At 66.8% G+C, this 24,341-nt stretch carries 32 protein-coding genes and 1 tRNA gene; 19 read left to right on the top strand and 14 right to left on the bottom strand.

Annotation, left to right across the window (positions count from 1 at the left end):
• Positions 1–22 precede the first annotated feature (22 nt).
• Positions 23–448, top strand: a complete 426-nt coding sequence (locus W7U_RS14910; RefSeq protein WP_008259331.1) for a hypothetical protein — start codon at positions 23–25, stop codon at positions 446–448.
• A gap of 16 nt (positions 449–464) precedes the next feature.
• Here the strand turns inward: W7U_RS14910 and W7U_RS14905 are convergent, their stop codons facing one another.
• From W7U_RS14905 to W7U_RS14890, 4 genes are all read right to left on the bottom strand, one after another.
• Positions 465–836: a DUF732 domain-containing protein gene (locus tag W7U_RS14905; RefSeq protein ID WP_232518833.1), complete on the bottom strand. Its 372-nt coding sequence runs from the start codon at positions 834–836 to the stop codon at positions 465–467.
• 33 nt (positions 837–869) lie between these two features.
• Entirely contained in the window at positions 870–1,376 is a 507-nt protein-coding gene (locus tag W7U_RS14900) for a DUF2505 domain-containing protein (protein ID WP_014385546.1), read from the bottom strand.
• Between the two features lie 54 nt (positions 1,377–1,430).
• Positions 1,431–2,294, bottom strand: coding sequence for a phytanoyl-CoA dioxygenase family protein (locus W7U_RS14895; protein ID WP_008259328.1), 864 nt, complete (start codon positions 2,292–2,294; stop codon positions 1,431–1,433).
• An 81-nt stretch (positions 2,295–2,375) separates the two neighbouring features.
• Positions 2,376–3,830, bottom strand: a complete 1,455-nt coding sequence (locus W7U_RS14890; protein WP_008259327.1) for a phospholipase D-like domain-containing protein — start codon at positions 3,828–3,830, stop codon at positions 2,376–2,378.
• A 126-nt stretch (positions 3,831–3,956) separates the two neighbouring features.
• On the opposite strand from W7U_RS14890, the gene W7U_RS14885 reads away from it, so the two are divergent.
• Positions 3,957–4,295: a DUF732 domain-containing protein gene (locus W7U_RS14885; RefSeq protein WP_014942721.1), complete on the top strand. Its 339-nt coding sequence runs from the start codon at positions 3,957–3,959 to the stop codon at positions 4,293–4,295.
• Here the strand turns inward: W7U_RS14885 and W7U_RS14880 are convergent.
• Positions 4,276–5,280, bottom strand: coding sequence for an oxygenase MpaB family protein (locus W7U_RS14880; RefSeq protein ID WP_014942720.1), 1,005 nt, complete (start codon positions 5,278–5,280; stop codon positions 4,276–4,278). The two genes, W7U_RS14885 and W7U_RS14880, sit on opposite strands and share 20 nt — an antisense overlap.
• 98 nt (positions 5,281–5,378) lie before the next feature.
• On the opposite strand from W7U_RS14880, the gene W7U_RS14875 reads away from it, so the two are divergent.
• From W7U_RS14875 to W7U_RS14860, 4 genes are read left to right on the top strand one after another with little or no spacing between them, the layout of a single operon-like run.
• Positions 5,379–5,975 carry a TetR/AcrR family transcriptional regulator gene (locus tag W7U_RS14875; protein ID WP_008259321.1) on the top strand — a complete coding sequence of 199 codons (597 nt, stop codon included), beginning with the start codon at positions 5,379–5,381 and terminating at the stop codon, positions 5,973–5,975.
• 14 nt (positions 5,976–5,989) lie between these two features.
• Positions 5,990–6,262: a hypothetical protein gene (locus tag W7U_RS14870; protein ID WP_008259319.1), complete on the top strand. Its 273-nt coding sequence runs from the start codon at positions 5,990–5,992 to the stop codon at positions 6,260–6,262.
• A gap of 58 nt (positions 6,263–6,320) precedes the next feature.
• Complete coding sequence (locus W7U_RS14865) at positions 6,321–6,719, top strand: DUF4267 domain-containing protein (protein ID WP_008259317.1); 399 nt, start codon at positions 6,321–6,323, stop codon at positions 6,717–6,719.
• A 39-nt stretch (positions 6,720–6,758) separates the two neighbouring features.
• The gene (locus W7U_RS14860) at positions 6,759–7,586 is read left to right on the top strand and encodes an LLM class F420-dependent oxidoreductase (RefSeq protein WP_008259314.1); all 828 of its coding nucleotides are present in this window, start codon (positions 6,759–6,761) and stop codon (positions 7,584–7,586) included.
• Positions 7,587–7,588: 2 nt separating this feature from the next.
• Here W7U_RS14860 and W7U_RS14855 read toward each other — a convergent pair whose 3' ends face one another.
• The 3 genes from W7U_RS14855 to W7U_RS14845 form a co-directional block, all read right to left on the bottom strand.
• The gene (locus tag W7U_RS14855; RefSeq protein WP_008259313.1) at positions 7,589–9,052 is read right to left on the bottom strand and encodes a protein adenylyltransferase SelO; all 1,464 of its coding nucleotides are present in this window, start codon (positions 9,050–9,052) and stop codon (positions 7,589–7,591) included.
• A gap of 20 nt (positions 9,053–9,072) precedes the next feature.
• Positions 9,073–9,639 (bottom strand): hemerythrin domain-containing protein, encoded by a 567-nt coding sequence (locus W7U_RS14850; protein WP_008259311.1) that lies wholly within the window; start codon positions 9,637–9,639, stop codon positions 9,073–9,075.
• Positions 9,640–9,837: 198 nt separating this feature from the next.
• The gene (locus W7U_RS14845) at positions 9,838–10,110 is read right to left on the bottom strand and encodes a WGxxGxxG family protein (RefSeq protein ID WP_014380816.1); all 273 of its coding nucleotides are present in this window, start codon (positions 10,108–10,110) and stop codon (positions 9,838–9,840) included.
• Between the two features lie 332 nt (positions 10,111–10,442).
• Here W7U_RS14845 and W7U_RS14840 point away from each other — a divergent pair, with 332 nt between their 5' ends.
• Positions 10,443–11,372, top strand: a complete 930-nt coding sequence (locus W7U_RS14840; protein ID WP_170320621.1) for a CoA ester lyase — start codon at positions 10,443–10,445, stop codon at positions 11,370–11,372.
• A gap of 3 nt (positions 11,373–11,375) precedes the next feature.
• Here the strand turns inward: W7U_RS14840 and W7U_RS14835 are convergent, their stop codons facing one another.
• Complete coding sequence (locus W7U_RS14835) at positions 11,376–12,650, bottom strand: HNH endonuclease signature motif containing protein (RefSeq protein ID WP_008259306.1); 1,275 nt, start codon at positions 12,648–12,650, stop codon at positions 11,376–11,378.
• A 55-nt stretch (positions 12,651–12,705) separates the two neighbouring features.
• Here W7U_RS14835 and W7U_RS14830 point away from each other — a divergent pair, with 55 nt between their 5' ends.
• On the top strand, positions 12,706–13,062 hold the full coding sequence (locus tag W7U_RS14830) for a DUF488 family protein (RefSeq protein WP_008259304.1): 357 nt from the start codon (positions 12,706–12,708) through the stop codon (positions 13,060–13,062).
• 1 nt (position 13,063) lies between these two features.
• Entirely contained in the window at positions 13,064–13,690 is a 627-nt protein-coding gene (locus W7U_RS14825) for a GNAT family N-acetyltransferase (RefSeq protein WP_008259302.1), read from the top strand.
• A 1-nt stretch (position 13,691) separates the two neighbouring features.
• Here the strand turns inward: W7U_RS14825 and crcB (W7U_RS14820) are convergent, their stop codons facing one another.
• The gene (gene crcB, locus W7U_RS14820; protein ID WP_008259299.1) at positions 13,692–14,069 is read right to left on the bottom strand and encodes a fluoride efflux transporter CrcB; all 378 of its coding nucleotides are present in this window, start codon (positions 14,067–14,069) and stop codon (positions 13,692–13,694) included.
• A complete protein-coding gene (gene crcB / locus W7U_RS14815; RefSeq protein WP_008259297.1) occupies positions 14,066–14,464 on the bottom strand; it encodes a fluoride efflux transporter CrcB in 399 nt (132 codons plus the stop codon). The genes crcB (W7U_RS14820) and crcB (W7U_RS14815) overlap by 4 nt, the downstream gene beginning before the upstream one ends.
• 102 nt (positions 14,465–14,566) lie before the next feature.
• On the opposite strand from crcB (W7U_RS14815), the gene pgm reads away from it, so the two are divergent.
• The 3 genes from pgm to W7U_RS14800 all read left to right on the top strand — a co-directional run bounded on the left by pgm (position 14,567) and on the right by W7U_RS14800 (position 17,597).
• Positions 14,567–16,210 carry a phosphoglucomutase (alpha-D-glucose-1,6-bisphosphate-dependent) gene (gene pgm, locus W7U_RS14810; protein ID WP_020823294.1) on the top strand — a complete coding sequence of 548 codons (1,644 nt, stop codon included), beginning with the start codon at positions 14,567–14,569 and terminating at the stop codon, positions 16,208–16,210.
• Positions 16,211–16,281: 71 nt separating this feature from the next.
• The gene (locus tag W7U_RS14805; protein ID WP_257790679.1) at positions 16,282–17,484 is read left to right on the top strand and encodes an MFS transporter; all 1,203 of its coding nucleotides are present in this window, start codon (positions 16,282–16,284) and stop codon (positions 17,482–17,484) included.
• A gap of 40 nt (positions 17,485–17,524) precedes the next feature.
• A tRNA-Ala gene (locus W7U_RS14800) sits at positions 17,525–17,597 on the top strand.
• Between the two features lie 41 nt (positions 17,598–17,638).
• Here W7U_RS14800 and W7U_RS14795 read toward each other — a convergent pair.
• A complete protein-coding gene (locus W7U_RS14795; RefSeq protein ID WP_009954684.1) occupies positions 17,639–17,854 on the bottom strand; it encodes a hypothetical protein in 216 nt (71 codons plus the stop codon).
• 102 nt (positions 17,855–17,956) lie between these two features.
• On the opposite strand from W7U_RS14795, the gene W7U_RS14790 reads away from it, so the two are divergent.
• The 3 genes from W7U_RS14790 to W7U_RS14780 all read left to right on the top strand — a co-directional run bounded on the left by W7U_RS14790 (position 17,957) and on the right by W7U_RS14780 (position 18,937).
• Positions 17,957–18,163, top strand: coding sequence for a hypothetical protein (locus W7U_RS14790; RefSeq protein WP_026071253.1), 207 nt, complete (start codon positions 17,957–17,959; stop codon positions 18,161–18,163).
• The gene (locus W7U_RS14785; RefSeq protein WP_008259286.1) at positions 18,160–18,537 is read left to right on the top strand and encodes a Fic family protein; all 378 of its coding nucleotides are present in this window, start codon (positions 18,160–18,162) and stop codon (positions 18,535–18,537) included. The genes W7U_RS14790 and W7U_RS14785 overlap by 4 nt, the downstream gene beginning before the upstream one ends.
• Positions 18,538–18,742: 205 nt before the next feature.
• A complete protein-coding gene (locus W7U_RS14780) occupies positions 18,743–18,937 on the top strand; it encodes a hypothetical protein (RefSeq protein ID WP_008259284.1) in 195 nt (64 codons plus the stop codon).
• Here W7U_RS14780 and W7U_RS14775 read toward each other — a convergent pair.
• Complete coding sequence (locus W7U_RS14775) at positions 18,934–19,374, bottom strand: DUF5994 family protein (protein WP_008259280.1); 441 nt, start codon at positions 19,372–19,374, stop codon at positions 18,934–18,936. The genes W7U_RS14780 and W7U_RS14775 overlap by 4 nt on opposite strands.
• Before the next feature lie 244 nt (positions 19,375–19,618).
• Here W7U_RS14775 and W7U_RS14770 point away from each other — a divergent pair, with 244 nt between their 5' ends.
• Positions 19,619–19,849: a hypothetical protein gene (locus W7U_RS14770; RefSeq protein ID WP_036429588.1), complete on the top strand. Its 231-nt coding sequence runs from the start codon at positions 19,619–19,621 to the stop codon at positions 19,847–19,849.
• 27 nt (positions 19,850–19,876) lie between these two features.
• On the opposite strand, the gene W7U_RS14765 is transcribed toward W7U_RS14770, so the two are convergent.
• Complete coding sequence (locus tag W7U_RS14765) at positions 19,877–21,322, bottom strand: aldehyde dehydrogenase (RefSeq protein WP_014712135.1); 1,446 nt, start codon at positions 21,320–21,322, stop codon at positions 19,877–19,879.
• 164 nt (positions 21,323–21,486) lie between these two features.
• Between W7U_RS14765 and W7U_RS14760 the strand changes: the two genes are divergently transcribed.
• Genes W7U_RS14760 through W7U_RS14750 form a run of 3 tightly spaced genes read left to right on the top strand, consistent with a single transcriptional unit; the run spans position 21,487 to position 24,337 of the window.
• Positions 21,487–22,755, top strand: coding sequence for an aromatic ring-hydroxylating dioxygenase subunit alpha (locus tag W7U_RS14760; RefSeq protein ID WP_008259274.1), 1,269 nt, complete (start codon positions 21,487–21,489; stop codon positions 22,753–22,755).
• Entirely contained in the window at positions 22,752–23,087 is a 336-nt protein-coding gene (locus W7U_RS14755; protein ID WP_008259272.1) for a hypothetical protein, read from the top strand. Before W7U_RS14760 ends, W7U_RS14755 begins: the two co-directional genes overlap by 4 nt.
• Positions 23,084–24,337 carry an amidohydrolase family protein gene (locus W7U_RS14750; RefSeq protein ID WP_008259270.1) on the top strand — a complete coding sequence of 418 codons (1,254 nt, stop codon included), beginning with the start codon at positions 23,084–23,086 and terminating at the stop codon, positions 24,335–24,337. The genes W7U_RS14755 and W7U_RS14750 overlap by 4 nt, the downstream gene beginning before the upstream one ends.
• Positions 24,338–24,341 lie beyond the last annotated feature (4 nt).

Here is a 24,341-nt window from a genome sequence, read left to right as displayed (position 1 = left end):
GCGCTATTAGGTACTGCTTTCCATGATGATCACGGACCGCGCCTTGGACGATAAATCTGCGGCGCTTCAAAGTGAAATCGATCGTTTGTCGGAAAGGCTCGGCGTGCGTCCCATGCCGGTTGGCTTCCGGACGACCGATGGTTTGAACATTTTCGTTGCCGAGGACGGTTCCTACCACTACACCTTCTACGAGCGCGGAAAACTCGGCTTCGACCGGGCGGGCAGCCTCGATGACCTTCTCTACTGGTACATGCAAGGCGTGGTTACGAGCCAAGCGGCTAAACGAGACGGAGACAGGGCACAACGCTTCAAATACGAGTACCAGGTGCTATGCCAGTTCAATACTGATTGGGCTATCAGAAATATTCGGGAAACTGCGGCATTGTTTCGCCGGTACGGCCAGCCAGAGGACATCGCCCTACTCCCTGACATCGGCGAACCGTTATGACACCAGCAGGCCCCGCCTAGCTGTTGGTCCAGCGATCGAAAGCAGCCTCCATGTCGGGACAGAATGTCCCGACGGCAGCGCCCATGATCTGACCCGCTTGCGCGGATGTGTAGCCGTTGCTCGCCACCGTCGGGTAGATGGTGTCGAAGTCGGTGCCGCCACGCGCTTGCTGGCAGACGTTGTTCCCGATGTCGACAATCCTGCCCGGATTGTCGTACGGCACATGCAACACGTTCAGTGTGTGCAGATAAGCGCCGACGGAGATGGGATCGGGGTCGGCGTGGGCTGTGGGCGCGAGCCACACCAGCCCGGTCAGCGATGCGGCAATCAGTGCCGACGGAGACAAGGCCTTGCCGTGGCCGATGCCGGCCGACACTCTCGGGTCCATGGACAGGGAGCGTAAATGCTGCGAAGCGCAGTTTTATGTGTTTTCGGCGATCCACGTAGTGGTGAAGCGCAGCATCTCGGGGATTCCCTCCGCCAAACCTGCCCCGATGGACTTTTCGAGTTTGCCGCCCACCAAAGGGATTTTGACGTTCACCTGAAGGGCGGCGCGCAGTTGCGAACCGCTGTCATCCGTCGGCGCCAGCCACGTATCCGCATGGCCTGATCCCAATCCGCCCGAAGCGGACACGGTGACCCGCCCACGCACCTGGCGATCGCTGTCCGGACGCCACGTCTCGGTCTGCACGATCTTCACCTCGCCGGTAACGAATTTGGCGACCAGCCCGGGCAGGAGCTGACGACCGAGGCGTTGAGTCGTGCGCACCGTCACCGTGCCGTCGGCGTCGGCCACCAGTGAATCCAAGGTGGTGTCGGCGGCGCCGGCCGCGATGCGGGCCAGCCAATAGTCCTCTCGGCCGAACGCGGCGTGAATCTGCTCAACGCTGGCGGGCGACTCGGTCAGGACGTCGAATGATCGCGACATATCGGACCATTCTTGCAGAGGCGGATCGTCCGAGGCGGTGAAGCCGCCCCGCATCTATGCGTCGGGACCAGATCCCAACAGCCGCAACGGATGCAAGCCATCGACGTTGCCGACGAACGGCGGGTGGATGCTGTAGCCGAGCATGCGGCGGATGTCGTCGGAGACCGTGCGCGCGATGTCGCGCGACACCGACAACGTATAGGCCTCCATCGGCCGCAGCCACGGCTCACAGTATTGAGCGGTGATGGCCAGCCGCTCGTGGGCGGTGTTGTTGGCACCCCCGCCATGCCAGAGGGTGCCGACGAAGAAGACGCAGGAGCCGGCGGGCATGACCACCGGCAACGCCTCGTCGTCGGAGTCCGGCCGGCGCTTGCCCCACCGGTGGCTCCCCGGGTACAGGACCGTGGCGCCGTTGTCGGCGGTGAAGTCGTCGATCGCCCAGATCGTGGCGGCCGCCAGCGGCGCGCGAGGGCGTGGAATCGGGTAAAAGCCGTCGTCATGGTGTGCCAGCTGTGCGGCCTCGCCGGGCTGAATGTTGATGGCCTGCAACGCCGAAAGCAGATAGTTGGGCATCAGCAACCGGTCGAGAGCGGCGAGCACCCGGGGATGGTCGACAAGCCGATCGCACGCCCGTGTCCTGCTCAGCACGCTGTAGATCCGCTGCGTACGCCGGCCCTCGAACGAGTTGCGTCCGGTATGCCCGAGCCACGGCCGCACGGTCTGGCGAATGTGCGCGCATTCTTCGGCGCTCAGCAGGTTCTCCCAGATGACGTAGCCGTCGCGGTCCAGGGCCGCCATGTCGGCTTCGGCGATCGCGCTGTCGATCGAACTTCCGCCCGTCGGCGTCCTCTTGTACCGCTGCGCCAGGTCGCCCCGAAGGTCCTCCAACGTGGTGACGGATTCGTCGTCGATGCTCATGGGTGCTCGTCCTTAGTCCACTGGCACTTCTGCCCAGACTAGGCCGAGTCCGGTTCGACTCACACCCCAATCGCCGGCGCGTTAACCCCGGAGGCCGGTGATGAAGCGTTGCACGCTTCGGCTCAGCGACCGCGGCACATGGTCGGGGTCCATCAGCTCGTTCTCGGCCAGCGGGCCCGCCTCATCGGCCACGGTGCGCTCGGTGAAGGGCTGCAACGTCTTGCCGTCGCCCCGAAGCGCCTCGACGGCCTTGTGCACCGACCGGTGTTCGGCGATCGCTCTGTCGAGCTCGCCGGGCGACACTCCTAAGTGCTCGGCCACCAAACCGTTTCGCACGGAGGCGATTTCACGGCGCACGTCATCGTCGGAACTCGCCGGCGGCGCCTCGATGGCCACATCGCATTCGCTGTCGAATCCCAATGACCGGTTGTTGAAATTCGACGACCCGATCCGCAGCAGCCGATCGTCGACCGCCAGCACCTTGGAGTGGATGTAGATCGGCGCGCCGCGGTCGGTCACCGGCCAGTAGATGCCCAACCGGTCATGCTCGTCGGCTTCCCACAGCTGGTGAAGCAGGAGGTGGCGTGCGCTGTCCATCGTTCCCCGTTCGAGCGGGTTATTGCCTTTGCGCGCAAGCACGATGACGATCTCCGGGCCGTCGGCTTCCCGCAGCCGCGCCGCCAGGGCGTCGGCGATGGTGCGCGACGCCAGGTATTGGTTCTCCACGTAGATGGTGTCGCGGGCCGCCGCTATGGCGGCAAGGTTGAGCGCCTCGACCTCGCGGACCTCGGGGCGATCGTCCAGTTCGGGCAGGGTGAGCGCGATCCCGATGTCCACGTTGCGCAGCGTCGGTTCCAGCTTGCCGGGCCACGCGCTGTGCCGTGCCTCCACGGGCGCCAACGCTTGTTGCGTCGCCGTCTGCCACCGCGCCAACGCTTGCTCGCCAAGAGCCCGCGCCGCCGCACCGTCGACCGCGGCCCCGACGTCGTGCCGTGGCCCGTAGCTGCGGCGTGCCGTGCGGCGGTGGCGGTTGACATGCTCATGGGCGCGGGTGTCCCAGCGGTCAAGGGTGAGGTCGATGCCGCCGCAGAAGGCCACCGCGTCGTCGACGACGACGATCTTCTGATGATGCACCGAGCCGAGCGGATGGGCGCCGTCGATGGCGAAGTGCATTCGCTTACTGCTGATCTGGTTCACCAGCGATACCGGGGCAAGCCCGTACCAGAGGCCATCGAAGGCCGGGAGCAGACGCAAATTGGACTTCAGCAGGTAGATGTCCAGACCCGGGCGCTTCCACAGCATCCAATAAAGGAAGGTGCCGAGCTGGTTCGGGCCGGGCAGCGTCTTGCGGCCGCGCTCGAACGTCACTCGGGAGTCGAAATCCCAGCCGATCAGCATGATTCGGTGGCGGGCGCGCAGCATCGCTGCCTTGACGTGTTTGAAGTAGTCCGCCGCATCGACGATGGGGGCGAACTTGTCGGCACGCGCCGTACGCCAGCACGTCCGGCCGGGACTCAGCAGTCGATCGTCGTGCACGCTGGGGCTCTCAACAGGGTTGATGGATCAGCGCGGACATAGCCACTGTGTACCACACCTAGGTCCTTCGCCCAGGTGGCCCGGGCTGCCGGCGCCAGGACCGCGGCTCTGTACCAAGATGAAGCCATGCGCATCCCTGTAGTGCTTGCGGGCTTCGTCGTCTTCATCGGTGTGGCCACGCCGGCGCACGCCGATCCGGCCGGCAATTCAGCCGCGGATGTGAGCTTCCTGACCGCGCTCAACAAGGCCGGCATCACCTATGAGAGCCCCGCCACCGCGGTCGGGGTCGGCAAAAGGGCGTGCGAGCTGATGGACCAGGGCCATCCCCAGGTCGACGTCATCCACAACGTGTCGTCGAGCAATCCGGGGTTCACCGTGGACGGCGCCGCACAGTTCACCATGATCGCCGCGAGCGCTTACTGCCCCCAGCACCTAGGGCAGCCGGTTACACCGACTGGAAGCTGAGCTCCACCTCGGAGCGGGTGCGGACCTGATCGGTGCCGGGCACGTAGGTCGGCACGGTGTGGGGGACGGTGGTGCCTCCTTTGACCCGGGCCTGGGCCTGCCGAAACTCCGGCGTCGGGCCCGCCGCGGCGTTGATCCCGTTGATGATCGACCACACCGCGGTACGACGGGCGGTGCGTTCGATGATGTTGGGGTCACGGTGCTGCAGCAGCTGCTTGGCCCATTTCGGCATCGTGTCGCGAATGGCCCAGTCGACGGCCGCCTGCGGCATGGGAACGTTGGGGCCGGTGCCCATCGCTTTCCCATGAGTCACAGCCAATTTCGGCAAGTACGACTCCAGGCACTCGAGCGTCTCGGCCTTGGTGGTCGGCAGATCGGTGCCGCCCAGGGCGTGTCCGACCCGCACGAACTCGCCGTAATAGCGGTCGAGGTTCTTGCCGCGCAACGGCATTGGGTGATAAAGCTCGTGCGCGGTGGCCAGCCCCCAGACGACCGTCGCGTAGTTCCATCGCAGCCACTCGGGATCGTCGGCGTCGTAGCGGGCTCCGTCGGGACGGGTGCCCTTGATGGTGTGATGCATCGCGCGCACGGACGTCGCCAGGCGCTCGGCGGTTTCCGTCGACCCGTACGCCGTGCCGATGAAGAAGGCGACCGAGTGGCCCAGCCGCGTCGCGGCGCCCTCGGGGTCGATCTGCGGCACGCGCGATATCGGGTTTCCGTTGCTGTCGCGCTTGATCAGGCGCGAATGGTGCATGCCCATCCAGTAGATCGACGGGTCCAGGGATTCCATGAAGGCGGCGCAATACAGGCCGAAGATCAACGCGGGCAGGTGCGAATGCACGCGCCACACGGCGCTGTCGGGACCGAACCAGCCCGGATCGCCGACGGGCGCGGCGAATTCCATGCCGCGGAAGAAGCGCCGCCGCATGGTGTCGTCCAACCGCTTGTTGATCATCTGCCCGACTATCTGGTGTGGCAGGAACACGAATCACTCCCTCGGGACTTCTGGTCACGACTGTAACCAGAATATGTTTTGGTTACGGGTGTGACAAGACCCGCGCCGTGTCGACCTACGCTGTAGGGATGTCGAGTCCCACCCGGTGGGCCGGTGTACCGCTCAAGGACCGCCGCGCCGAGCGTCGTGCGCTGCTCGTCGAGGCCGCGTATCGCCTGTTCGGCAGCGGCGGCGAGGCCGCCGTCTCGGTCCGCTCGGTCTGCCGGGAGTGCGGGTTGAACACCCGGTATTTCTACGAGAGCTTCGGCGACACCGACGATCTGCTCGGCGCGGTTTACGACCGGCTGAGTGAGCAGCTCGCCGAGGTGATCGCGGCCGCTATCGAGGAGGCGGGGGATTCGCTGGGCGCCCGCACCCGCGCCGGCATCGCGGCCGTGCTGGGCTTCTCCTCGGCCGATCCGCGGCGCGGCCGCGTGTTGTTCACCGATGCGCGCACCAACCCGGTGCTGGCCGCCCGCCGTCGCGCCACCCAGGACATGTTGCGCCAGGGGGTACTGACCGAGGGCTGGCGTCTCAACCCGGGTTCCGATCCGGTGGCCGCCGAGGTCGCCGCGGCGATGTACACCGGCGCGATGGCCGAGCTTGCCCAGCAGTGGCTCGCCGGTCATTTGGGCAATGATCTCGACGCGGTCGTCGATTACGCTTTGAAGCTGGTGTTGCGGTAGCGGGGAGTGCGGTGATGGGCCAAATCGAACATGCGATGGACCCGGTACGGCGCGTCCTCGGGCGCAAGGTCAGCATCGGCGGGCTGATCGAGCTGGCCGTGTGGCTCGCGATTCCCTACCTCTGTATCGGTTTCGCGTGGACCGTTTTTCACCCCGAGCAGACCCAGCGAATTCACGCAAGGATAGAAGTGGTGTCACCCGCCGCCGCCGACGCCTTCGCCTTCGGTGTGGCCACGGTGCTGTGGCCGGCCGCGCTGCAGATCGCCGACGCATGCCCGGCGCCATGACCGGCATTCGGAGCGAATGCGTGCGCGAGACGGGCTTTTGCTCCTAGGCTCAGGGACCATGTCAATCGACCGGTTCGGCCTCTCCGCGGGCACCATTCGGCTCGCCTCTGGCGTTTCGTTTCTCGTTGATCCCCTGCGCGCAAACAAATTGTGGGGCGACCCCGAGGAGCCGACGCCGACGGCGCAACTGTTGTTGCGATCGATGGGTTATCGCGACGCGCTGATCGGTGCACTGCTGGCGGGCGCGGCGCTGCGCGGCAAGAACACCCGCGGCTGGTTCCTGGCCTCCGCCGGGGCCGACGTGGCCGACCTGGTCGGCGGGTTGAGCGTGCACAGCGAGTTGAAGCCCTCGCAGCAACTGATCGGCCTGGGCGGCGCCGTCGTCGGGATCGTCACTGGGCTGTGGGGCGCGCTACGTCCGGCCAGGCGGACGGGCGAAGCGCCAGAGCCTGCCTGAGCGCTGACAGCCGAGCGGAGATGCTGTTGACTGAGCGGCATGGGTTTCGGTGTGCTGACATTTGTTACCGACGAGGGCATCGCTCCAGCGGACCTGGGTAAGGCGCTCGAGCAGCGCGGTTTTGAATCGCTCTTTCTCGCCGAGCACTCGCACATTCCGGTCGACGCGAAAACTCCGTACCCCAGCGGGGGACCGATTCCGCGAAAGTACTACCGCACACTCGATCCGTTTGTCGCGCTGACGGCGGCGGCGGCCGTCACCGAGAGGCTCCTCGTGGGCACCGGCATCGCGTTGGTGCCGCAGCGCGATCCGATCCACGTCGCCAAGGAGGTTGCGTCGCTGGACCTGGTGTCGCAGGGTCGATTCCGCTTCGGCGTGGGCGTGGGGTGGCTGCGCGAAGAGATCGCCAACCACGGCGTCGATCCCGCGGTCCGGGGACGCGTGGTCGACGAGCGCCTGGACGCGATGATCCAGATCTGGACGAGCGAAAAGGCCGAATTTCATGGTGAATTCGTGGACTTCGATCCCATCTACAGCTGGCCCAAGCCCGTGCAGCAACCGTATCCGCCGCTGTATCTGGGCTGTGGACCCGCGGGCTTCAAACGCATCGCCCGGCTCAACGCGGGCTGGCTCTCGATGACAGGCTCGGCGGGAGAGCTAGCACCGCAGCTGGACCAACTGCGCGAGCTGGTCGGCCGGGACGTGCCGGTGATCCACTTCCACGGCGGCGAGGCCACGGCGGCTGAGCTCGAGGGCTACCGAGATTTGGGATTGCAACACCTCTTGGTGAACCTGCCGACGGAACCGCGGGATCAGACGCTGCAACGCCTCGATGAGTTGCAGGACGAGTTCGCTAAGCTAACGTAAGGCTAAGTGCCGCAGAAGGTTTGGTACTTCCCGAAGTCCTCGGGGGCGGGGCTGGCGTAGCGCTCCCAACCGGGCCGTTCCGCGTACGGCTCGGTCACCGCCGCCAGGAGCCGCTCGACGGGCGCGAGATCGCCGTCCGTCGCCGCGGTGAGGGCCTCCTCAACCAGGTGGTTGCGCGGGATATAGATCGGGTTGGTGCGATCCATCGCGTCGGCGTCGGGGCGCAATGCTTGCCAGCGCGCCAACCACTCGTCAAAGCCGGCCAGGTCCACGAACAGTCCGCGCGCGGGCTCCGCGTCGCCTCGCGCGACATGGCTGAGCTGTCGGAAGAACGACGTGTAGTCGACGTGGTTTTGCTTGAGCAGAAGGAGTAGCTCCTCGACCAAGGCCGTGGCGAATTCGGCATCCACGTCGGCGGAGAGGCCGAGTTTGGCCCGCATGCCCGAGGTCCACACCGCGTCGTAGCGGGCTTGGAACACCCCGAACGACTGCTCCGCCAGTGCGATGGACTCCTCGCTGCTGTCCGACAGCAACGGAAGGAGTGTCTCGGCGAAGCGCGCGAGGTTCCAACCGGCGATGACCGGCTGGTTGCCGTAGGCGTAGCGGCCCCAGAAATCGATCGAACTGTAGACCGTGTCCGGGTCGTAGGCCTCCATGAACGCGCAGGGACCATAGTCGATCGTTTCCCCGGAGATCGTCATGTTGTCGGTGTTCATCACCCCGTGAACGAACCCGACCAACATCCACTGGGCGATCAGCGCGGCCTGGACCGCGACGACCGCTTCGAACAACGCGAGATAGGGGCGTTCGGCCTCGGCCGCGGCGGGATGGTGGCGGGCGATTGCATGGTCGGCGAGGCGGCGCAGTAGGTCCTTGTTGCCGGTGGCCGCGGCGTATTGGAAGCTGCCCACCCGCAGGTGGCTGCTGGCCACCCGGGTCAGCACGGCGCCCGGCAGTGTGGTTTCGCGATATACCGGGCGGCCGGTGCCGACCACGGCCAACGACCGTGTCGTCGGGACGCCCAACGCGTGCATCGCCTCGCTGACGATGTATTCGCGCAACATCGGTCCGACGGCCGCCAGGCCGTCCCCGCCCCGGGCGAACGGTGTGGCTCCGGAGCCTTTCAGGTGGATGTCGCGCAGCCGCCCGTCGGTGTCCACGAGCTCGCCGAGGAGCAGCGCGCGACCGTCGCCCAATCGAGGGACGAAGCCGCCGAACTGATGCCCCGCATAGGCCTGGGCGACGGGGGTGGCCCCGCTGGGCACCAGGTTGCCCGTCAGGAAGCGCAGCCCGTCGTCGCCGCGCAGCCAGGCGGCGTCGAGCCCGAGACTCTCGGCGAGCCGGTCGTTGAGCACGAGCAACCGCAACTCGGGAAATGTCTCGGCTTGCCAGCGGACCGCCATTTCCGGCAATTCGCGGAAGAACCGGTCTTGCAGGGCAACGGTGGTGTCCGGGGCAACGCTCATTTGATCGAGCCTACGGAAACTCAGCCGACGGCATGTCCGATGAGGTCGCGGGCCCGATCGAGCATGGAGGCAAACGGGCCGAGTGCGAAGTTCAGCTTTGCCGACTCGACGCCGGGGTGGGGGTGGGTCGGCGCGATGGCTTCGGCGGCGCGCACCGCCGTGCCCATCCGCTTGAGATCGTCGTCGTCGAGCTGGCGTGTGAGGACCGGGAATTCCTCGGTCTCCTCCTGCTTGGCGTGCTCGAGCACGGCCTCGCGCAGTTTGGTGAGTTCGTCGATGAACCGCTGCGAGGTGACGTCGAGCTGCTCGATCTGCGACAGCAGCTCCTTGGCCCCATGTTCTTCATTCAGGCGGGCGTCGACGATCGCGTCGCCGTCGTCGGCCTCCTTGCGTGCGCGCGGGTGCACGATCATTTCCTCGGCGGTTTCATGGACCGCCAGCAGTTGGCGCAGCGCCGCGAACGGCTCTTCCCGCGCTTTGGGATCCGTAGCGTGCAGCACCTGGTCAAACATGTCCTCGATGAGGTTGTGCTGTGCTTTCAGGAACGCGACGACCTCGTCGGGTGACTGGATAATCATGTCGGCCATCGCCGATACCTCCAGTGATCGGGAGTTGTGAAACGCACGCTGGGCTGTGTGCGGCTTGGCAAGGTATACCCGCTGCAGATACGGCCAAACGGCGCCCCGCGGTGCGGGACGCCGTTCGGCCGGGCTAACTGAAACCGGGATACGTTGGGGAACAATATATTTCGTCGCCAAACCCGGTGCCCACAGGTCGGCGAAGGGTTAGACGCCGCGGTCGCGAGGGGTGGTCGGTGCGACGCCGGGGCGCGCGGCGGCGTCCTTGCGGCGCATCAGCCCGGCAAGCCCGCCCAAGCCGAGGAGGCCGAGAAGGCCCCACAGTCCGCTGTTGTCGCTGTGCTGACTATTGTCGTTGTCCGCCAACGTCGTTGTGGTCGGCGACGGCGCCGGAGCGCTCGGAACGGCGGCATTGGCGACACCTGCTCCACCGAACAACAGCGCCCCGGTGGTTGAAACGATTGCAATGGCCCTACGCATGTTTACTCCTCGTGGGTTTTCTCGGTCGCGGCCAGGCGGCTGATCGAGAGGCTTCTGGGGACCAGGGTGCTCTAGTCTCCGCAGGAAACGGCGTCGGCCGGCGGCCGCGACGTCCAGGGAGGTGGCTACCCCGGGCGGCCACGGCGAAACTCGGCGGCGGGTCCGTTTCGTTTGCTGGACGGTCCGGCGATTCGCCGCTCCGCTCAGGAGCTCCGCGGGCGGCGCGGCCGAGGCGTCAGCACGTCCGCGGGGGATTGCCCGACCGGTTGTTCGGGACATCGCTACGGTTAAGGGGCACACGCCCGCCATTCGAAACCACGAGAAGACGACAGATCAGCGAAATGTACGAACAGGTCAACAGCAGCGCCGCCGCACCCGAAGACATCGGCTCTCGCATCGACCCGGTACTGGCCCGAAGCTGGCTGCTGGTCAACGGCACGCATCCCGACCGGTTCCAGTCCGCGGTGGACTCGCGCGCCGACATCGTCGTTTTCGACATCGAGGACGCGGTCGCGCCCAAAGACAAGCACGCCGCGCGCGACAACGTGGTGAGTTGGCTGGGCGCCGGCAACGTGGACTGGGTCCGCATCAACGGCTTCGGCACCCCCTGGTGGGCGGACGACCTGGCCGCCCTGGCCACCACCCCGGTCGGCGGGGTGATGCTGGCGATGGTCGAATCGGTCGACCACGTCACCGAGACCGCGAAGCGGCTGCCCGATGTGCCGATCGTCGCCCTGGTCGAAACGGCCCGAGGCCTCGAGCGCATCACCGAGATCGCCGCGACCAAGGGAACCTTCCGGCTGGCGTTCGGTATCGGGGACTTCCGCCGGGACACCGGCTTCGGGGACGACCCGGCGACGCTGGCCTACACGCGATCTCGCTTCACCATCGCCTCCAAGGCCGCCGACCTGCCCAGCGCGATCGACGGCCCGACCATCGGCTCCAATCCGCTGAAACTGATCGAGGCCACCGCGGTCTCCACCCAGTTCGGGATGACCGGCAAGATATGCCTGACACCCGACCAGTGCGCCGTCGTCAATGAGGGTCTGTCGCCGTCGCAGGACGAAATTTCTTGGGCGAAAGAGTTTTTCGCCGAGTTCGAACGTGACGGGGGAGAGATCCGCAACGGCTCCGATCTGCCCCGCATCGCGCGGGCGACCAAGATCCTCGAGTTGGCTCGCGCGTACGGTATCGAGGCGTTGGACATCGACGAGGAAGAGCGCGATCACTCACCCGCGCCGTCGGACACCTATCACTACTGAGTGTCAGGCCGCATGTCGCGCGAGCGCGACGCCGACGCGGACTTCGAGCTTGCTCATCGTGATGGTGGGGCCGCGCGGCGGCGCCGTCGAACGGTAGGTTGTGCCTGTGGGCGTCGTGAAAAGCGCCGTATGGGTGTGGGTTTCGTCGACGCTCGTGCTCACCCGCCACCCCGCATTTTCCTTGACGTAGTTGCAGTGTTCGCACAATCCGAGGCCGTTGTCCGCGGTGGTCGGGCCGCCGTCGGCCCACGGCTGCGCGTGGTCGCGGTGCCTGATCGGCGCGTCGCAGTAGGGAGTGCGGCAGTGTTGATCGCGGAGCCCGATGAACGCGGCCAGGCCCTGCGGGAAGAGTCGCGCTCGTGACTCCATGGCCACCAGCGCCCCGGATTGGGGATGCGTGTAGAGCCTGCGCAGGGTCGCTCGCGAACGTCGATCGGCGGCGGCCTCGGCGACCATGCTGCGCGCGACCGACGCGGGGATGGGGCCGTAGCCGGCGACGTCGGCCGGCGCATCGTCACCGCCGAGCAGCGTCTCGTCGGTCAGCGCGAGGTTGACCGCGACCGGGGTGGGGACCGTTGCGCTGCGGCCGGTGGCCCTTTCCACCAGCGTGTCGGCCATCACCTGCCCGCGCGTTCGCCCGTCGCCGCAGGTGTCTGCCTCGCGGCGCAGCGTGGCATACACCGAAACCCCCTGAGCCACCGGCAATAACGCGGTGACATAGCTCATGGTGTCGGGCGCCGGGCGAATGGTGACGGTGCGGTCTTCCTCGGCCTTGGCCGCCCGCTCGACGATGGCGTGCGGATCGAGCCGATAGGCGATCGCCTTCGCGGCCGCGGCCACTCGCGCGTCGCCCATGCCGCTCAGGCTCGCCGGGTCGGCACACATCTCCGCGTCCAAGGCGCGGCGGTCCTCGACGTCCAGGCATGCGCTCTCGCGCACGATCAGCGTCGCCCGCCACTCCGACAGGGCCCCGCATTCCAGGGCGGCCAGCGTGTGCGGCATCTCGTGCACCAGGGCTTTGGCGAAACCCAGATGCCGGCCGCCCCGCGCGGGGGAGTCCCGTCGCGCCAGGGCGACCTCGCTTGCCACGCCGCGTCCGCGGCGCGCCGCGGGCACCCCGCTGGCCGCTTCGGTGGCTCGACGCGCCGCGTCCAGGGCGGCCGCCGCCCGGGCCTGGCCGGCGGCCGCCGCGGACTTGAGCGTCTCCAGCTCGGCGATACGCTCTACCAGCGACGATTCATCGGCTGCCGGATCGACGGCGATCAATTCCTCGAACATACTTTCGATAGTAATTGTGCCCACTGACAAGCGGGCCCGTGGCTACTCTGGGCATGTGAGCCCCAGAGGGCGGATCCGAGTCGCGCGGGTCTACGACGACGTCGGCGCTGACGAGGGTCAGCGCGTGCTGGTCGATCGGGTCTGGCCGCGCGGCATGCGGAAAGACGACCCGCGGGTGGGCATCTGGTGCAAGGAGGTCGCACCCTCGAAGGACCTCCGCGAGTGGTACCAACACCGGGCCGAACGATTCGACGAGTTCACCTCGCGTTACGAGGCGGAACTGCGCGACAGCGCCGCGCTGGCGGAGTTGCGCAAGCTTGCCAAGCGGGGTCCGGTCACGTTGGTCACGGCCACCCGCGAGGTGGACATCAGCCAGGCGGTCGTCCTGGCGAAGCTCCTCGGAGCCCACTGACATGGGCGACGCGGAACGCGTCCTCCCCCGGGAATTGACTGATCTTCCCGAGGAGATCCGCAGCGTCCCGCCGCCGCCGATCCCGGACCTGCCCGAGCCGTACGGTTTGCGTCTTGCCGAGCCGGACGCCGACGCCGAGATGATCGCCGAGTGGATGGGCCGCCCGCACCTGGTCGAAGCCTGGGAGTCCCACTGGCCGGTGGCGCGGTGGCATCGATACCTGCGGGCGCAGCTCGACGGGGGCTTTTCTCGTCCGTTCCTGGCGCTGCACGATGGGGTGGACCGCGCCTATATCGAGTTATACAGGGCGGCAAAGGATTCCATCGCCACCCGCTACGACCACGATCCCTACGATCTGGGCTTGCACGTCGCGGTCGCCGATTTGGATTACATCCAGCGGGGACACGTCGGTTACCTGCTGCCGCACTTGGTGGGCAGCATCTTCACGCTCGATCCCCGGTGTCGCAGAATCATGTTCGACCCCGACCACCGCAATGCGTTGGCGCGCAAGTTCTGTGAGCGTGGCGGCTGCGCATTCCTCGGCGAACACGACATGGCGAATCGGCGCATGGCCCTCTACGTGCTGCCCCGCACCCCCAAGGACATTCCCCGTCGGCCCGACGCCTGACTCAGAACAGCTCGGCGAGGCGCTGCCCGATGAACGCCGCCGCTACGCCCAACACCACGCTGACGACGATGTTGGCGAGCGAGGAGCGCAGCTGGCGCTCCTCGCCGAGTCGCTGCGTTTCCAGCATCCAGGTCGAAAACGTGGTGTATGCGCCGACGAACGCCGTGCCGGCCAGCAGGGCGGCCTCCTTGTTGAGCGCCAAACCCCCGAGAAATCCGAGAAGCGCTGCGCCACTGATATTTACGACGAGCGTGCCGAACGGGAACGGCCGGGACACCCGGCGCGCGACCGCACGGTCGATCACAAAGCGCAGCACCGATCCGACGCCGCCGATGAACGCGACGCCCAGCCACACCAGGGCAGTCGTCGCGGTGGTCATCGGCGCACCCGCACCCGGCGCACCAACTTGGTGGCCAGGTGCACCGCCAGCAGCCCGAGCACGATGCTGGCGACGGTGTAGCCGACGGCCAGCCCCCAATGACCGTGCTCGATCATCCTCACCGTCTCGACCTGCATCGTGGAGAAAGTCGTTAAACCGCCGCACAATCCGGTGCCCAGAAGCGGGCGCCGATAGCTCGACGTCGGCAACCGCTCCAGCAGCCGGGTGGTGAAGTAGCCCACCAGAAACGCCCCGACGATGTTGACCGTGAACGTCGGCCACGGCCAGCTCTCTGGGTGGCCGCCGGCGAGGTCGCTCAGGGCGGCCCGGGCCAGGGAGCCCAGCGCCCCACCGGCAAACACCGCGGCCAATTCGCGATAGTCCCGTTGCGCCACTGGCGTCGATTCCCTTCGTTTGCCGGTGCGCTACGCAGCGTATGGCGGGAGTCCAGACCGGCGCAGGCCGGGGGCGCCGGGAGACGGGCAGAATTGGTAACCATGGTGGCCAACCCTCGCGCCGGTCAGCCGGCCCAACCCGAAGACCTTGTCGATCTGCCCCACCTGGTGACGGCCTATTACTCGATTCAGCCCGATCCCGGCGACGTCGCCCAGCAGGTGGCATTCGGCACGTCGGGCCACCGCGGGTCGGCGCTCAATGGGGCGTTCAACGAGGCGCACATCCTGGCGATCACCCAGGCCATCGTCGAGTACCGCGCCGCCCACGGCATTACAGGCCCGTTGTTCATCGGCCGGGACACGCACGGCCTCTCCGAGCCGGCCTGGGTCTCCGCGCTGGAGGTGCTGGCCGCCAACGACGTAGTAGCGGTGGTGGACAGCCGCGACCGGTATACGCCGACCCCGGCGGTCAGCCACGCCATCCTCACCTACAACCGCGGTCGCACCGACGCGCCGGCCGACGGGATCGTCGTGACGCCGTCGCACAACCCGCCCTCGGACGGGGGCTTCAAATACAACCCGCCCAACGGCGGCCCAGCCGACACCGACGCCACCAACGCAATCGCCAAGCGCGCCAACGAGATTCTGCGCGACGGCTCGGGCGTCAAGCGCATCCCGCTGGCCCGCGCGCTGCAGACCGCGCAGCGCCACGACTACCTCGGTAACTACATCGACGACCTGCCCAACGTGGTCGACATCGATGCCATCCGCGCGGCCGGGGTGCGGATCGGCGCCGACCCGCTGGGCGGGGCGAGCGTGGACTACTGGGGCGAGATCGCCACCCGGCACCGCCTGGATCTGACCGTGGTCAATCCGCTGGTCGACGCCACATGGCGGTTCATGACGCTCGACCACGACGGCAAGATCCGGATGGACTGCAGCTCACCGGACGCGATGGCGGGACTCATCCGCGCGATGTCCGACAACCCCGGCCGCTACCAGATCGCCACGGGCAACGACGCCGACTCGGACCGCCACGGCATCGTCACCCCCGACGCGGGGCTGCTCAACCCGAACCACTACCTGGCGGTGGCCATCGAATACCTGTACACGCAGCGGCCATCGTGGCCGGGCGGCATCGCGGTCGGCAAGACCGCGGTCAGTTCGTCGATGATCGACCGGGTGGTCGCCGGCATCGGCCGCAAGCTCATCGAGGTGCCGGTCGGCTTCAAGTGGTTCGTCGACGGCCTGATCGAGGGCGGCATCGGCTTCGGCGGCGAGGAATCGGCCGGTGCGTCGTTCCTGCGGCGTGACGGGTCGGTGTGGACCACCGACAAGGACGGCATCATCCTGGCCCTGCTGGCCTCGGAGATGCTGGCCGTCACGGGGACGAGTCCCTCCCAGCGCTATCAACAGTTGACCGCCCAATACGGCACGCCGTTCTACGCGCGGGTCGACGCGCCCGCCGACCGCGACCAAAAGGCCCGGCTCGCCAAGCTGTCCGCCGACGAGGTGACCGCGACGGAACTGGCGGGGGAGCCCATCACCGCCAAGCTGACCGCTGCACCCGGGAATGGCGCCCCATTGGGCGGACTGAAGGTGGCGACAGCCAACGCGTGGTTTGCCGCGCGACCGTCGGGAACCGAAGACGTGTACAAGATTTATGCGGAATCTTTCAACGGAGAAGAGCATTTAGCCGAGGTGCAAGAAACTGCGCGCGAGGTAGTTAATAAAGTCATTGGGTGACCCTTTCCCTCCGCCTTACCCGTCCGGGGGGACGCGCGTCGCGTTCGACCCGTCTGCCGCGCGAAGTTTGGATCCTTAGCTGGGCAAATATCATGGTCGCGCTTGGTTACGGAGTCATTTCACCGGCGCTGCCGTCTTTCGCCCGCAGTTTCGGCGTCAGCATCAAGGCGGTGACCTTCCTGGTCACCGTCTTTTCGTTGGCCCGCCTGTGTTTTGCGCCGGTCAGCGGGCAGCTGGTCCAGCGGCTGGGGGAACGGCGGATCTACATCGGCGGGATGGTGATCGTCGCGGTCTCCACCGGCGCGTGTGCGTTTTCCCAGGCTTACTGGCAATTGCTGGCTTTCCGCGTCATCAGCGGAATCGGATCGACAATGTTTTATGTTTCGGCGCTGGGACTGATGATCCATATCAGCCCGCCCGACGCCCGCGGACGGGTCGCGGGCCTTTTCACCACGTCGTTCATGGTCGGGGCAGTGGGCGGCCCGGCCGTCGGCGCCCTGGCGGCCGGTTGGGGGCTCACCGCGCCGTTCATCGTGTACGGCGTCGCTTTGCTCGGTGTGGCGGTGGTGCTGTTTTTCGGCTTGCGGAATTCGGCCCTGGCCGCCCCGGGGCCGCCGACGCGGTCGACGGTGACGATGCGAGAGGCGTTGCGCGTGCGCGCCTATTGGTCCTCGCTCGGGGCCAACTTCGCGACCGGTTGGTCGGCGTTCGGCCTTCGCGTCGCCCTGGTCCCCTTGTTCATCACCGACGTCATGGGCCGCGGCGTCGGCGTCATCGGCATTGCGCTAGCGGCATTCGCCGGGGGCAACGCGCTGGCCATGATCCCCAGTGGCTACCTGTCCGACCGGATGGGACGGCGCACGTTGATGATCGTGGGCCTGGCGTTGTCCGGCGCGGCGACCATCTTCTTGGGCGCGGCGTCGTCATTGCCGAGGTTTCTGGTCGCCGCGGTGGTGGTCGGGGCGGTGACGGGCATCTACATGTCGCCGATGCAGGCCGCCGTCGCCGACATCCTGGGCAGCGAGGCGCGCGCGGGCAGTCCGGTGGCGGCCGTGCAGATGATGTCCGACCTGGGCGCGATCGTCGGATCCATGACGCTCGGTTGGGTCGCCGAGCGGCTGAGCTACGGCTGGGGATTCATCATCAGCGGCATCGTTTTGCTGATTGCCGCGGTGGGCTGGGTGGTGGCCCCGGAGACCCGGACGGTGCCCGTTCCGGAGCCCGACCCCTTGCCGTCTCCGCACACGTTGAATCTTCCTGAGCAGCAACTTTGAAGGACGGTTACCGGTGGTGTAGCTTCGATGAGCACGACTTGGGGCTATGGCGCAGCTGGTAGCGCACCACACTGGCAGTGTGGGGGTCAGGGGTTCGAGTCCCCTTAGCTCCACCGAAATAACTGGGCGCATCGCGCCAATCGACGTCGCGGATCTAGCAGAATGCGGCCGTCATGAAACTCCCGCCGGCCACGAGCGCGATGACGAGCGCGGCGGTCTCGTGTCCCGTCGACGCCGCGGCGACGACGCCGGCGACCGCGCTGATGAATATCGTGACGGCCAGAAACGCCATGAACAGCCGGTGCGAATTCACCGCCGCGCCGGAACGAGGCGTGACCATGGCCTTGTTCGTACGATTCACGCCCACCATGAAATCCCCTTGGTTGTGACGCCCGCAGCATATCACGCGCAGATGTGGCCTGCATCACACATCACTAGGCGCGCCGTGGTATCAGTCCGGTATCATTCGGCTATGGGAATGACTCTTCGGCCCAGTGAACAGCAGGCGGAAGCGCTGCGCAGGCAGGCCAGTGCGGAAGGCCGATCGATGCAGGCCGTCGCGCTGTCGGCCATCGACGAGTACATCGCCCGGCGGGCGCACAAGGCCAAGGTCGCCGATGCGCTGCAGCGCGTGCTTCGCGAGGAGGCAGGTGTTCTGGAGCGCCTCAAGGACGCATGACGGACTATCTGGACCTCGAGGATCTTCTGGAAATTGCCCGAAAAGCCGTCGGAGTGGACGTCATCGTCCGGGATTACGGCTTGCTTGAATCCGCTCTGGCGCGTCCTCGAGCCTCCATCTTTGGCCAGGACGCCTACCCGGATCTGCACGTCAAGGCCGCCGCACTGCTGCATTCGCTGACACGGAATCATGCGCTGGTGGACGGGAACAAGCGACTCGGGTGGGTGGCCTGCCGGACGTTCCTGGCAATCAACGCCCAGTGGATCAGTGCGCCCGAGGACGATCGCTTCGATTTGGTGATCCGGGTGGCCACCGGTGCAGTGGCCGGTCTCGACGACATTGCGGCACAACTGCGCGGCTGGAGCTACCCGTGACCGCTACGAACCACGCCGGCTTCGGGCAACGCCGTCATGCGGCGGCGATCCGCCAATTAGGTTTTCGCCTCGGGGCGCATTAATCTAGCCCGCGGTTCGATTGCGACTCAGGAAAGCAGCCATGCCTGTTCAGCCCACGTTGCTGCGCCGACAAGCGTCGCGCGGCGTTCGTCGACAGCGGGTCGTCTCCCGTGTGAAGTGTCCGATGGTCGGTCAGTGCTTCGACATCGAAGTCACCCGCGACGCCGACGGATGGGCGATCACCGTCCCCGAGATCGGCAGGTCCACCCGCACGACAAGTCGGGCCGCAGTGGAACTGGCCGCGCGCGAATGCATTTCAACCTGGACCGGCATCCCGATCGGCTATGTCGCCGTCTATGTCGTGAGCGAAATCGCTTAACGGTCGGCGGCGCATTGTTGTCGGGCCGCCTGCAGGATCGAGCCGGCGGTGAGAAACGCGGGTTTGTCGCGGTCCTTGGCGTCGACGGGCAGTCCGGCCGCGCGGCGCAGCACCATCAGCGCAAGCCCGCTGTACGTCGCGTAAGGAACGATCAATAGGTTCACCCTCTCCTCGCCGCCGATGAACGTCATCACGTGCTGGCGCTTGTGCTCCCATCCGTGCCAGTTGAAATCGGGCGGACGTTGTAGTGCCGGCCAGTTGACGTTGACGGAGCAGATGTCGCCGAGCAGGGGTGTCAGCGCCGCGACAAGGCCGGGTAATTCGTTAGTGATGCGGTCCGCGCGTGGCCACCACGCTCCGTCGATGTCGCCGCCTAACTGGCGGGCTACCGAGACCCGGACGGGGACGGCCGTGCGTCGGCTCGCCGTGCGATACACAGTTGTTCCCTACGTTTCGGCATCGCTCGTCCGCGGTCGCGTGGCGAGTGGAGGAATCGCATTGCCCTTGGGTGTCCTCTGCGCCCATTGCGGTGGAAACCGCTGACAACGAAACGGCTCACGCCCGACGCTACCCCACCACCGGGGTTCGCCCACCATGCGAGGGGACAGCGGAACCCCGACGCGGCGTGCCCGGCGGGCCCTGAAAATCGCATTCGGGGCGAGCAAGAGGAGGATGGACGTCATGTCCACACAGAATTGGTGCGACGCACCCGAGATTCACCCGTCGCAGATCCGGGTCGGCGACGTCATCGGCACGCGCCGCCCCACAGAACTGCGCCTGACCGTCAAGATGATCAGTGGTCCGCAGAGCGGTCCGCGGCAATGGACATTCTTCAGCCGCGACGACAACGGCCAACAGCGCACCAGCACGTTCGGCGAGAATGACGTGGTTCGCCGATACGCCAAGGCGTGACGGCAACGCCTAAGGGCGGCAACGGATCTAGGATTCCGCGGCGATCGCGATCGACTTCGTGTCCAGGTAACCGTCGAGGCCTTCGGGCCCGAGTTCGCGGCCGTAGCCGCTGGCCTTGACGCCCCCGAAGGGCGCGAACGGATCCATCGTGTAGCCCTGGTTGACGCCGACGGTCCCGGTGTGGATGCGGGTGGCCATCGCCAGCGCACGGTCGCTGTCGTTGCTCCACACCGAGCCGGCCAGGCCGTAATCGGAATCGTTGGCGATCGCCAGCGCCTCCTCGTCATCGCGGTAGGGGATGACGGTGATGACGGGCCCAAAGATCTCCTCCCGGGCGATGCGCATCGAATTGTCGGCCGCCGCGAACAGGGTGGGCCGGACATACCAGCCGCGGTCGAGTCCGTCGGGCATGTCGGTGCCGCCGATGACGACGCGCGCCCCCTCGTTCTGGCCGATCTCGATGTAGTCGCGAACGCGTCGCTGCTGGCGCCGGGACACCAACGGACCGAGCTGGGTGTCGGGATCGTTGGGATCGCCGACGCGAAGGCCGGCCATCTCGGCCGCGAGCGCGTCGACGTACTCGTCGTGGCGCCCCTGCGGCACCAGCACCCGGGTGAGCGCGTTGCAGATCTGGCCGCTGTTGGACAGGCTCGCGGATCGCACTCCGGCGGCCACCTTGTCCGGCGATGCGTCGTCGAGGACCAGGGCGGCGGACTTGCCGCCGAGTTCCAGGCTGACTTTGGTGAGGTTGGCCGCACACGATGAGGCCACTGCCTGTCCCGCCGCGGTGGAGCCGGTGAACGACACTTTGTCGACGCCCGGGTGGGCGACGAGGTAGGCGCCCAGCGCACCGTCGCCCGGCAGGATGCTGACCACGCCCGGCGGCAGGCCGGCTTCGGCGATCATCTCGCCTAAAAGCAGCGCGTCTAACGGGCTTTCGGGGGCGGGTTTGAGCACGACGGCGCAGCCGGCCAACAGCGCGGGCACCAGTTTGGTGACGATGAGGAACTGGGGCATGTTCCAGGGCACGATCGCCGCGACGACGCCGACGGGTTCCTTGCGGACGTGCACGTCGCTTCCGAAGAACCCGGGCCTGGTCTCCTGCCACGGGTGCCGTTCGGCCAGGTCGCAGAACGCGCGCATCATGAATGCCGGCAGGCCGACCTGGGCCCGCTGGGCGAAGCTGATCGGGGCGCCGATCTCCGCCGTGATCGTGGTGGCCATCTCCGCGCGGCGTCCGTCGTAGATGTCGGCCAGGCGCCGGATCGCGGCGACCCGTTCCGCCGGCTCGCTGCGGCCCCACGGCCCGAAGGCCGCGCGCGCCGCCGCCACCGCCGCGTCGACGTCGTCGGATCCCGCCGCATTGACCTCGGCGATCGGTTCCTCGGTGTGCGGAGAGATGACGTGCAAGACGCCGGCCTGCGGCCGCGCCCCATCGCTTCCGGCGATCTGCACTGCGGGGTGATGGTCCATCCGCGCCTCCCGGGGCCAGTATCAACTACTTGCTATTGGTGACACGAGGATATACCGTCGGCCGTGACGGAGCCCTCAGGGATCGGTGAAACCGGTGCGCGGGTGGTTGTTTTCGCGCAGGCATTGCTGCAGTTTCGCTGAGATTGGACTGCTAAGGAGCGATCATGGCTCGATTTCCTAAACCGCCGGAGGGGAGCTGGACCCAGCATTACCCGGAATTGGGCACCGAGCCGGTGTCCTACCGGGACTCGATCAGCCCCGAGATCTATGAGTTGGAACGTGACGCCATCTTCAAGCGTGCCTGGCTCAATGTCGGTCGCGTTGAACAGCTTCCGCGCAAAGGCAGTTACCTCACCCGCGAGCTGAAGGTTGTCAACACCTCAATCATCTTGGTGCGCACCACGTCTGGCGACATCAAGGCTTATCACAACGTGTGCCGGCATCGCGGCAACAAGCTGGTGTGGAACGACATGCCGCAGGAAGAAACGGCCGGGGTGTGCCGGCAGTTCACCTGCAAGTACCACGGCTGGCGCTACGACCTGGACGGCAACCTGACCTTCGTGCAGCAGGAGGAGGAGTTCTTCGACCTCGACAAGGGCCGCTACGGGCTGGTGCCGGTGCACTGCGACGTGTGGGAAGGGTTCATCTTCGTCAACTTCGCCAAGAAGCCCGAGCAGTCGCTGCGAGAGTTCCTCGGACCCATGATCACCGGGCTGGAAGGTTATCCCTTCGACAAGATGGTCTCGCGCTGGTGCTATCGCTCCGAGGTCAAGGCGAACTGGAAGCTGTACATGGACGCGTTCCAGGAGTTCTATCACGCGCCCGTGTTGCACGCGAACCAGTCACCGACCGCGTACTCGAAGGCGGCCGCCGAGGCGGGTTTTGAGGCCCCGCACTACCGGCTGGACGGGCCGCACCGGCTGGTCAGCACCTCGGGGGTGCGCGCCTGGGAAATGGCCGACGAGATGCGCAAGCCGATGGAGGACATCTGCCAGAGCGGGCTGTTCGGGCCATGGGACAAGCCCGATCTGGGCCCGATGCCCGAGGGGCTCAACCCGGCGAAATGTGATCCGTGGGGGCTGGATTCGTTCCAGCTGTTCCCCAACTTCGTCATCCTGTTCTGGGGCCAGGGCTGGTATCTGACCTACCACTACTGGCCGACGTCGTATAACAGTCACCTCTTCGAGGGCACGCTGTACTTCCCGGCGCCGCGCACCCCGCGTGAGCGCGTCGCTCAGGAACTGGCGGCGGTGTCGTTCAAGGAATATGGGCTGCAGGACGCCAACACGCTGGAGGCGACCCAGACGATGCTCGAATCCCAGGTGATCGACGAGTTCCTGCTGTGCGACCAGGAGGTCCTGATCCGTCACCTCCACAAGGAGACCGCCGCCTGGATCGATGACTATCGCCGGACGACGAGCGCGGGGGTGTGAACGAGATGCCGATGCTGCCCGCCGAGTTCGCCGACCTCGAACCGTTCGCCGATTGGTGCCTGGCGAGCGAACCCGAACGCTACGCCAAGAGGCTGGCCAGTTCGATGGTCGAAATGAAGGCCTTCTACGACGCGATCACCCCGCGGGCCGAGGAGGCATTGTCGTTCTGCGACAAGTTCTCTCTCGACGACCTGCCGGACGACGTTCTGAATCTGATGCACCTGCTCTACTCCATGATCATGGTGTCGTTCCCGGTGGAGTGCTGGAAGCAACCCCGCGTCCCCGACTCGGGTGCTTCGACCCTGGACTGCGTGTCCGAGCCGGTTCCATGACCGAGTCGACCGTCCTGCGGGCGGCGCGGTGGGCCGATGTCGTCACGGGCCGGATCCACGCGCCGGCGGTGATCGTGGTCGACGGCGAACGCATCTCGGCGATCAATCCCGAAGGGCCGCTGCCGGATTCGGCCACCATCGTCGATCTCGGCGACGTGACGCTGCTGCCGGGCCTGATGGACATGGAGCTCAACCTGCTCATCGGGGGGCCCGGCGGGCCGGAGGGCCTGCCGTCGCCCATGCATGGAGTGCAGGACGACCCCGCCTATCGCACGTTGCGCGGGGCGGTCAACGCGCGTACCACCCTGGAGGCCGGGTTCACCACGGTGCGCAATCTCGGGCTGATGGTCAAGACCGGCGGGTATCTGCTCGACGTGGCGCTGCAGCGCGCCATCGACCAGGGCTGGCACGTCGGGCCGCGCATCTATCCCGCCGGCCATGCCGTCACCCCGTACGGCGGGCACCTGGACCCGACGGTCTTTCAGCGGTTGGCGCCCGGGGTCATGCCGCTCTCGGTGGCCGAGGGCATCGCCAACGGCGTACCCGACGTGATCGCCTGCGTGCGTTACCAAATCCGGCACGGCGCCAAGCTGATCAAGGTGTCGGCGTCGGGCGGGGTGATGTCGCACAGCACCGCGCCCGGCGCGCAGCAGTACTCCGACGCCGAGTTCGCCGCGATCGCCGACGAAGCCCACCGGGCCGGAGTCCGCGTGGCCGCGCACGCCGTCGGGGACACCGCGGTCCAGGCCTGCATCCGCGCCGGCATCGACTGCATCGAACACGGCTTTTTGGCCAGTGACGAAACGATCCAGATGATGGTCGACCACGGCACCTTCCTGGTCTCGACCACCTACCTGACGGAGGCCATGGCCATCGACCGCATCGCGCCGGAGCTGCGCAAGAAGGCGCTGGAGGTGTTTCCGCGCGCAAAGGCCATGCTGCCCAAGGCGATCGACGCGGGCGTCCGGATTGCGTGCGGCACCGACGCGCCGGCCATCCCGCACGGCCAAAACGCCAAAGAACTGGGCGCGCTGGTGCAGCGGGGCATGACTCCCGCGCAGGCAATCCGGGCGGCCACGGTGGTGGCCGCCGAGCTGATCGACGCCGACGACGAGTTGGGCAGGCTGGCGCCCGGCTATCTCGCGGACATCATCGCTGTGCCGGGAGACCCGTTCGACGACATCGCCAAGACGCTCGACGTCCGCTTTGTCATGAAGAACGGACAGATCTACAAAAGCCCCGCGGCCTGACGGA

It is taken from the genome of Mycobacterium sp. H4Y (assembly GCF_000364405.1).
Classification (GTDB): Bacteria; Actinomycetota; Actinomycetes; order Mycobacteriales; family Mycobacteriaceae; genus Mycobacterium; species Mycobacterium intracellulare.
This window is presented reverse-complemented; position numbering and strand designations above follow the sequence as displayed.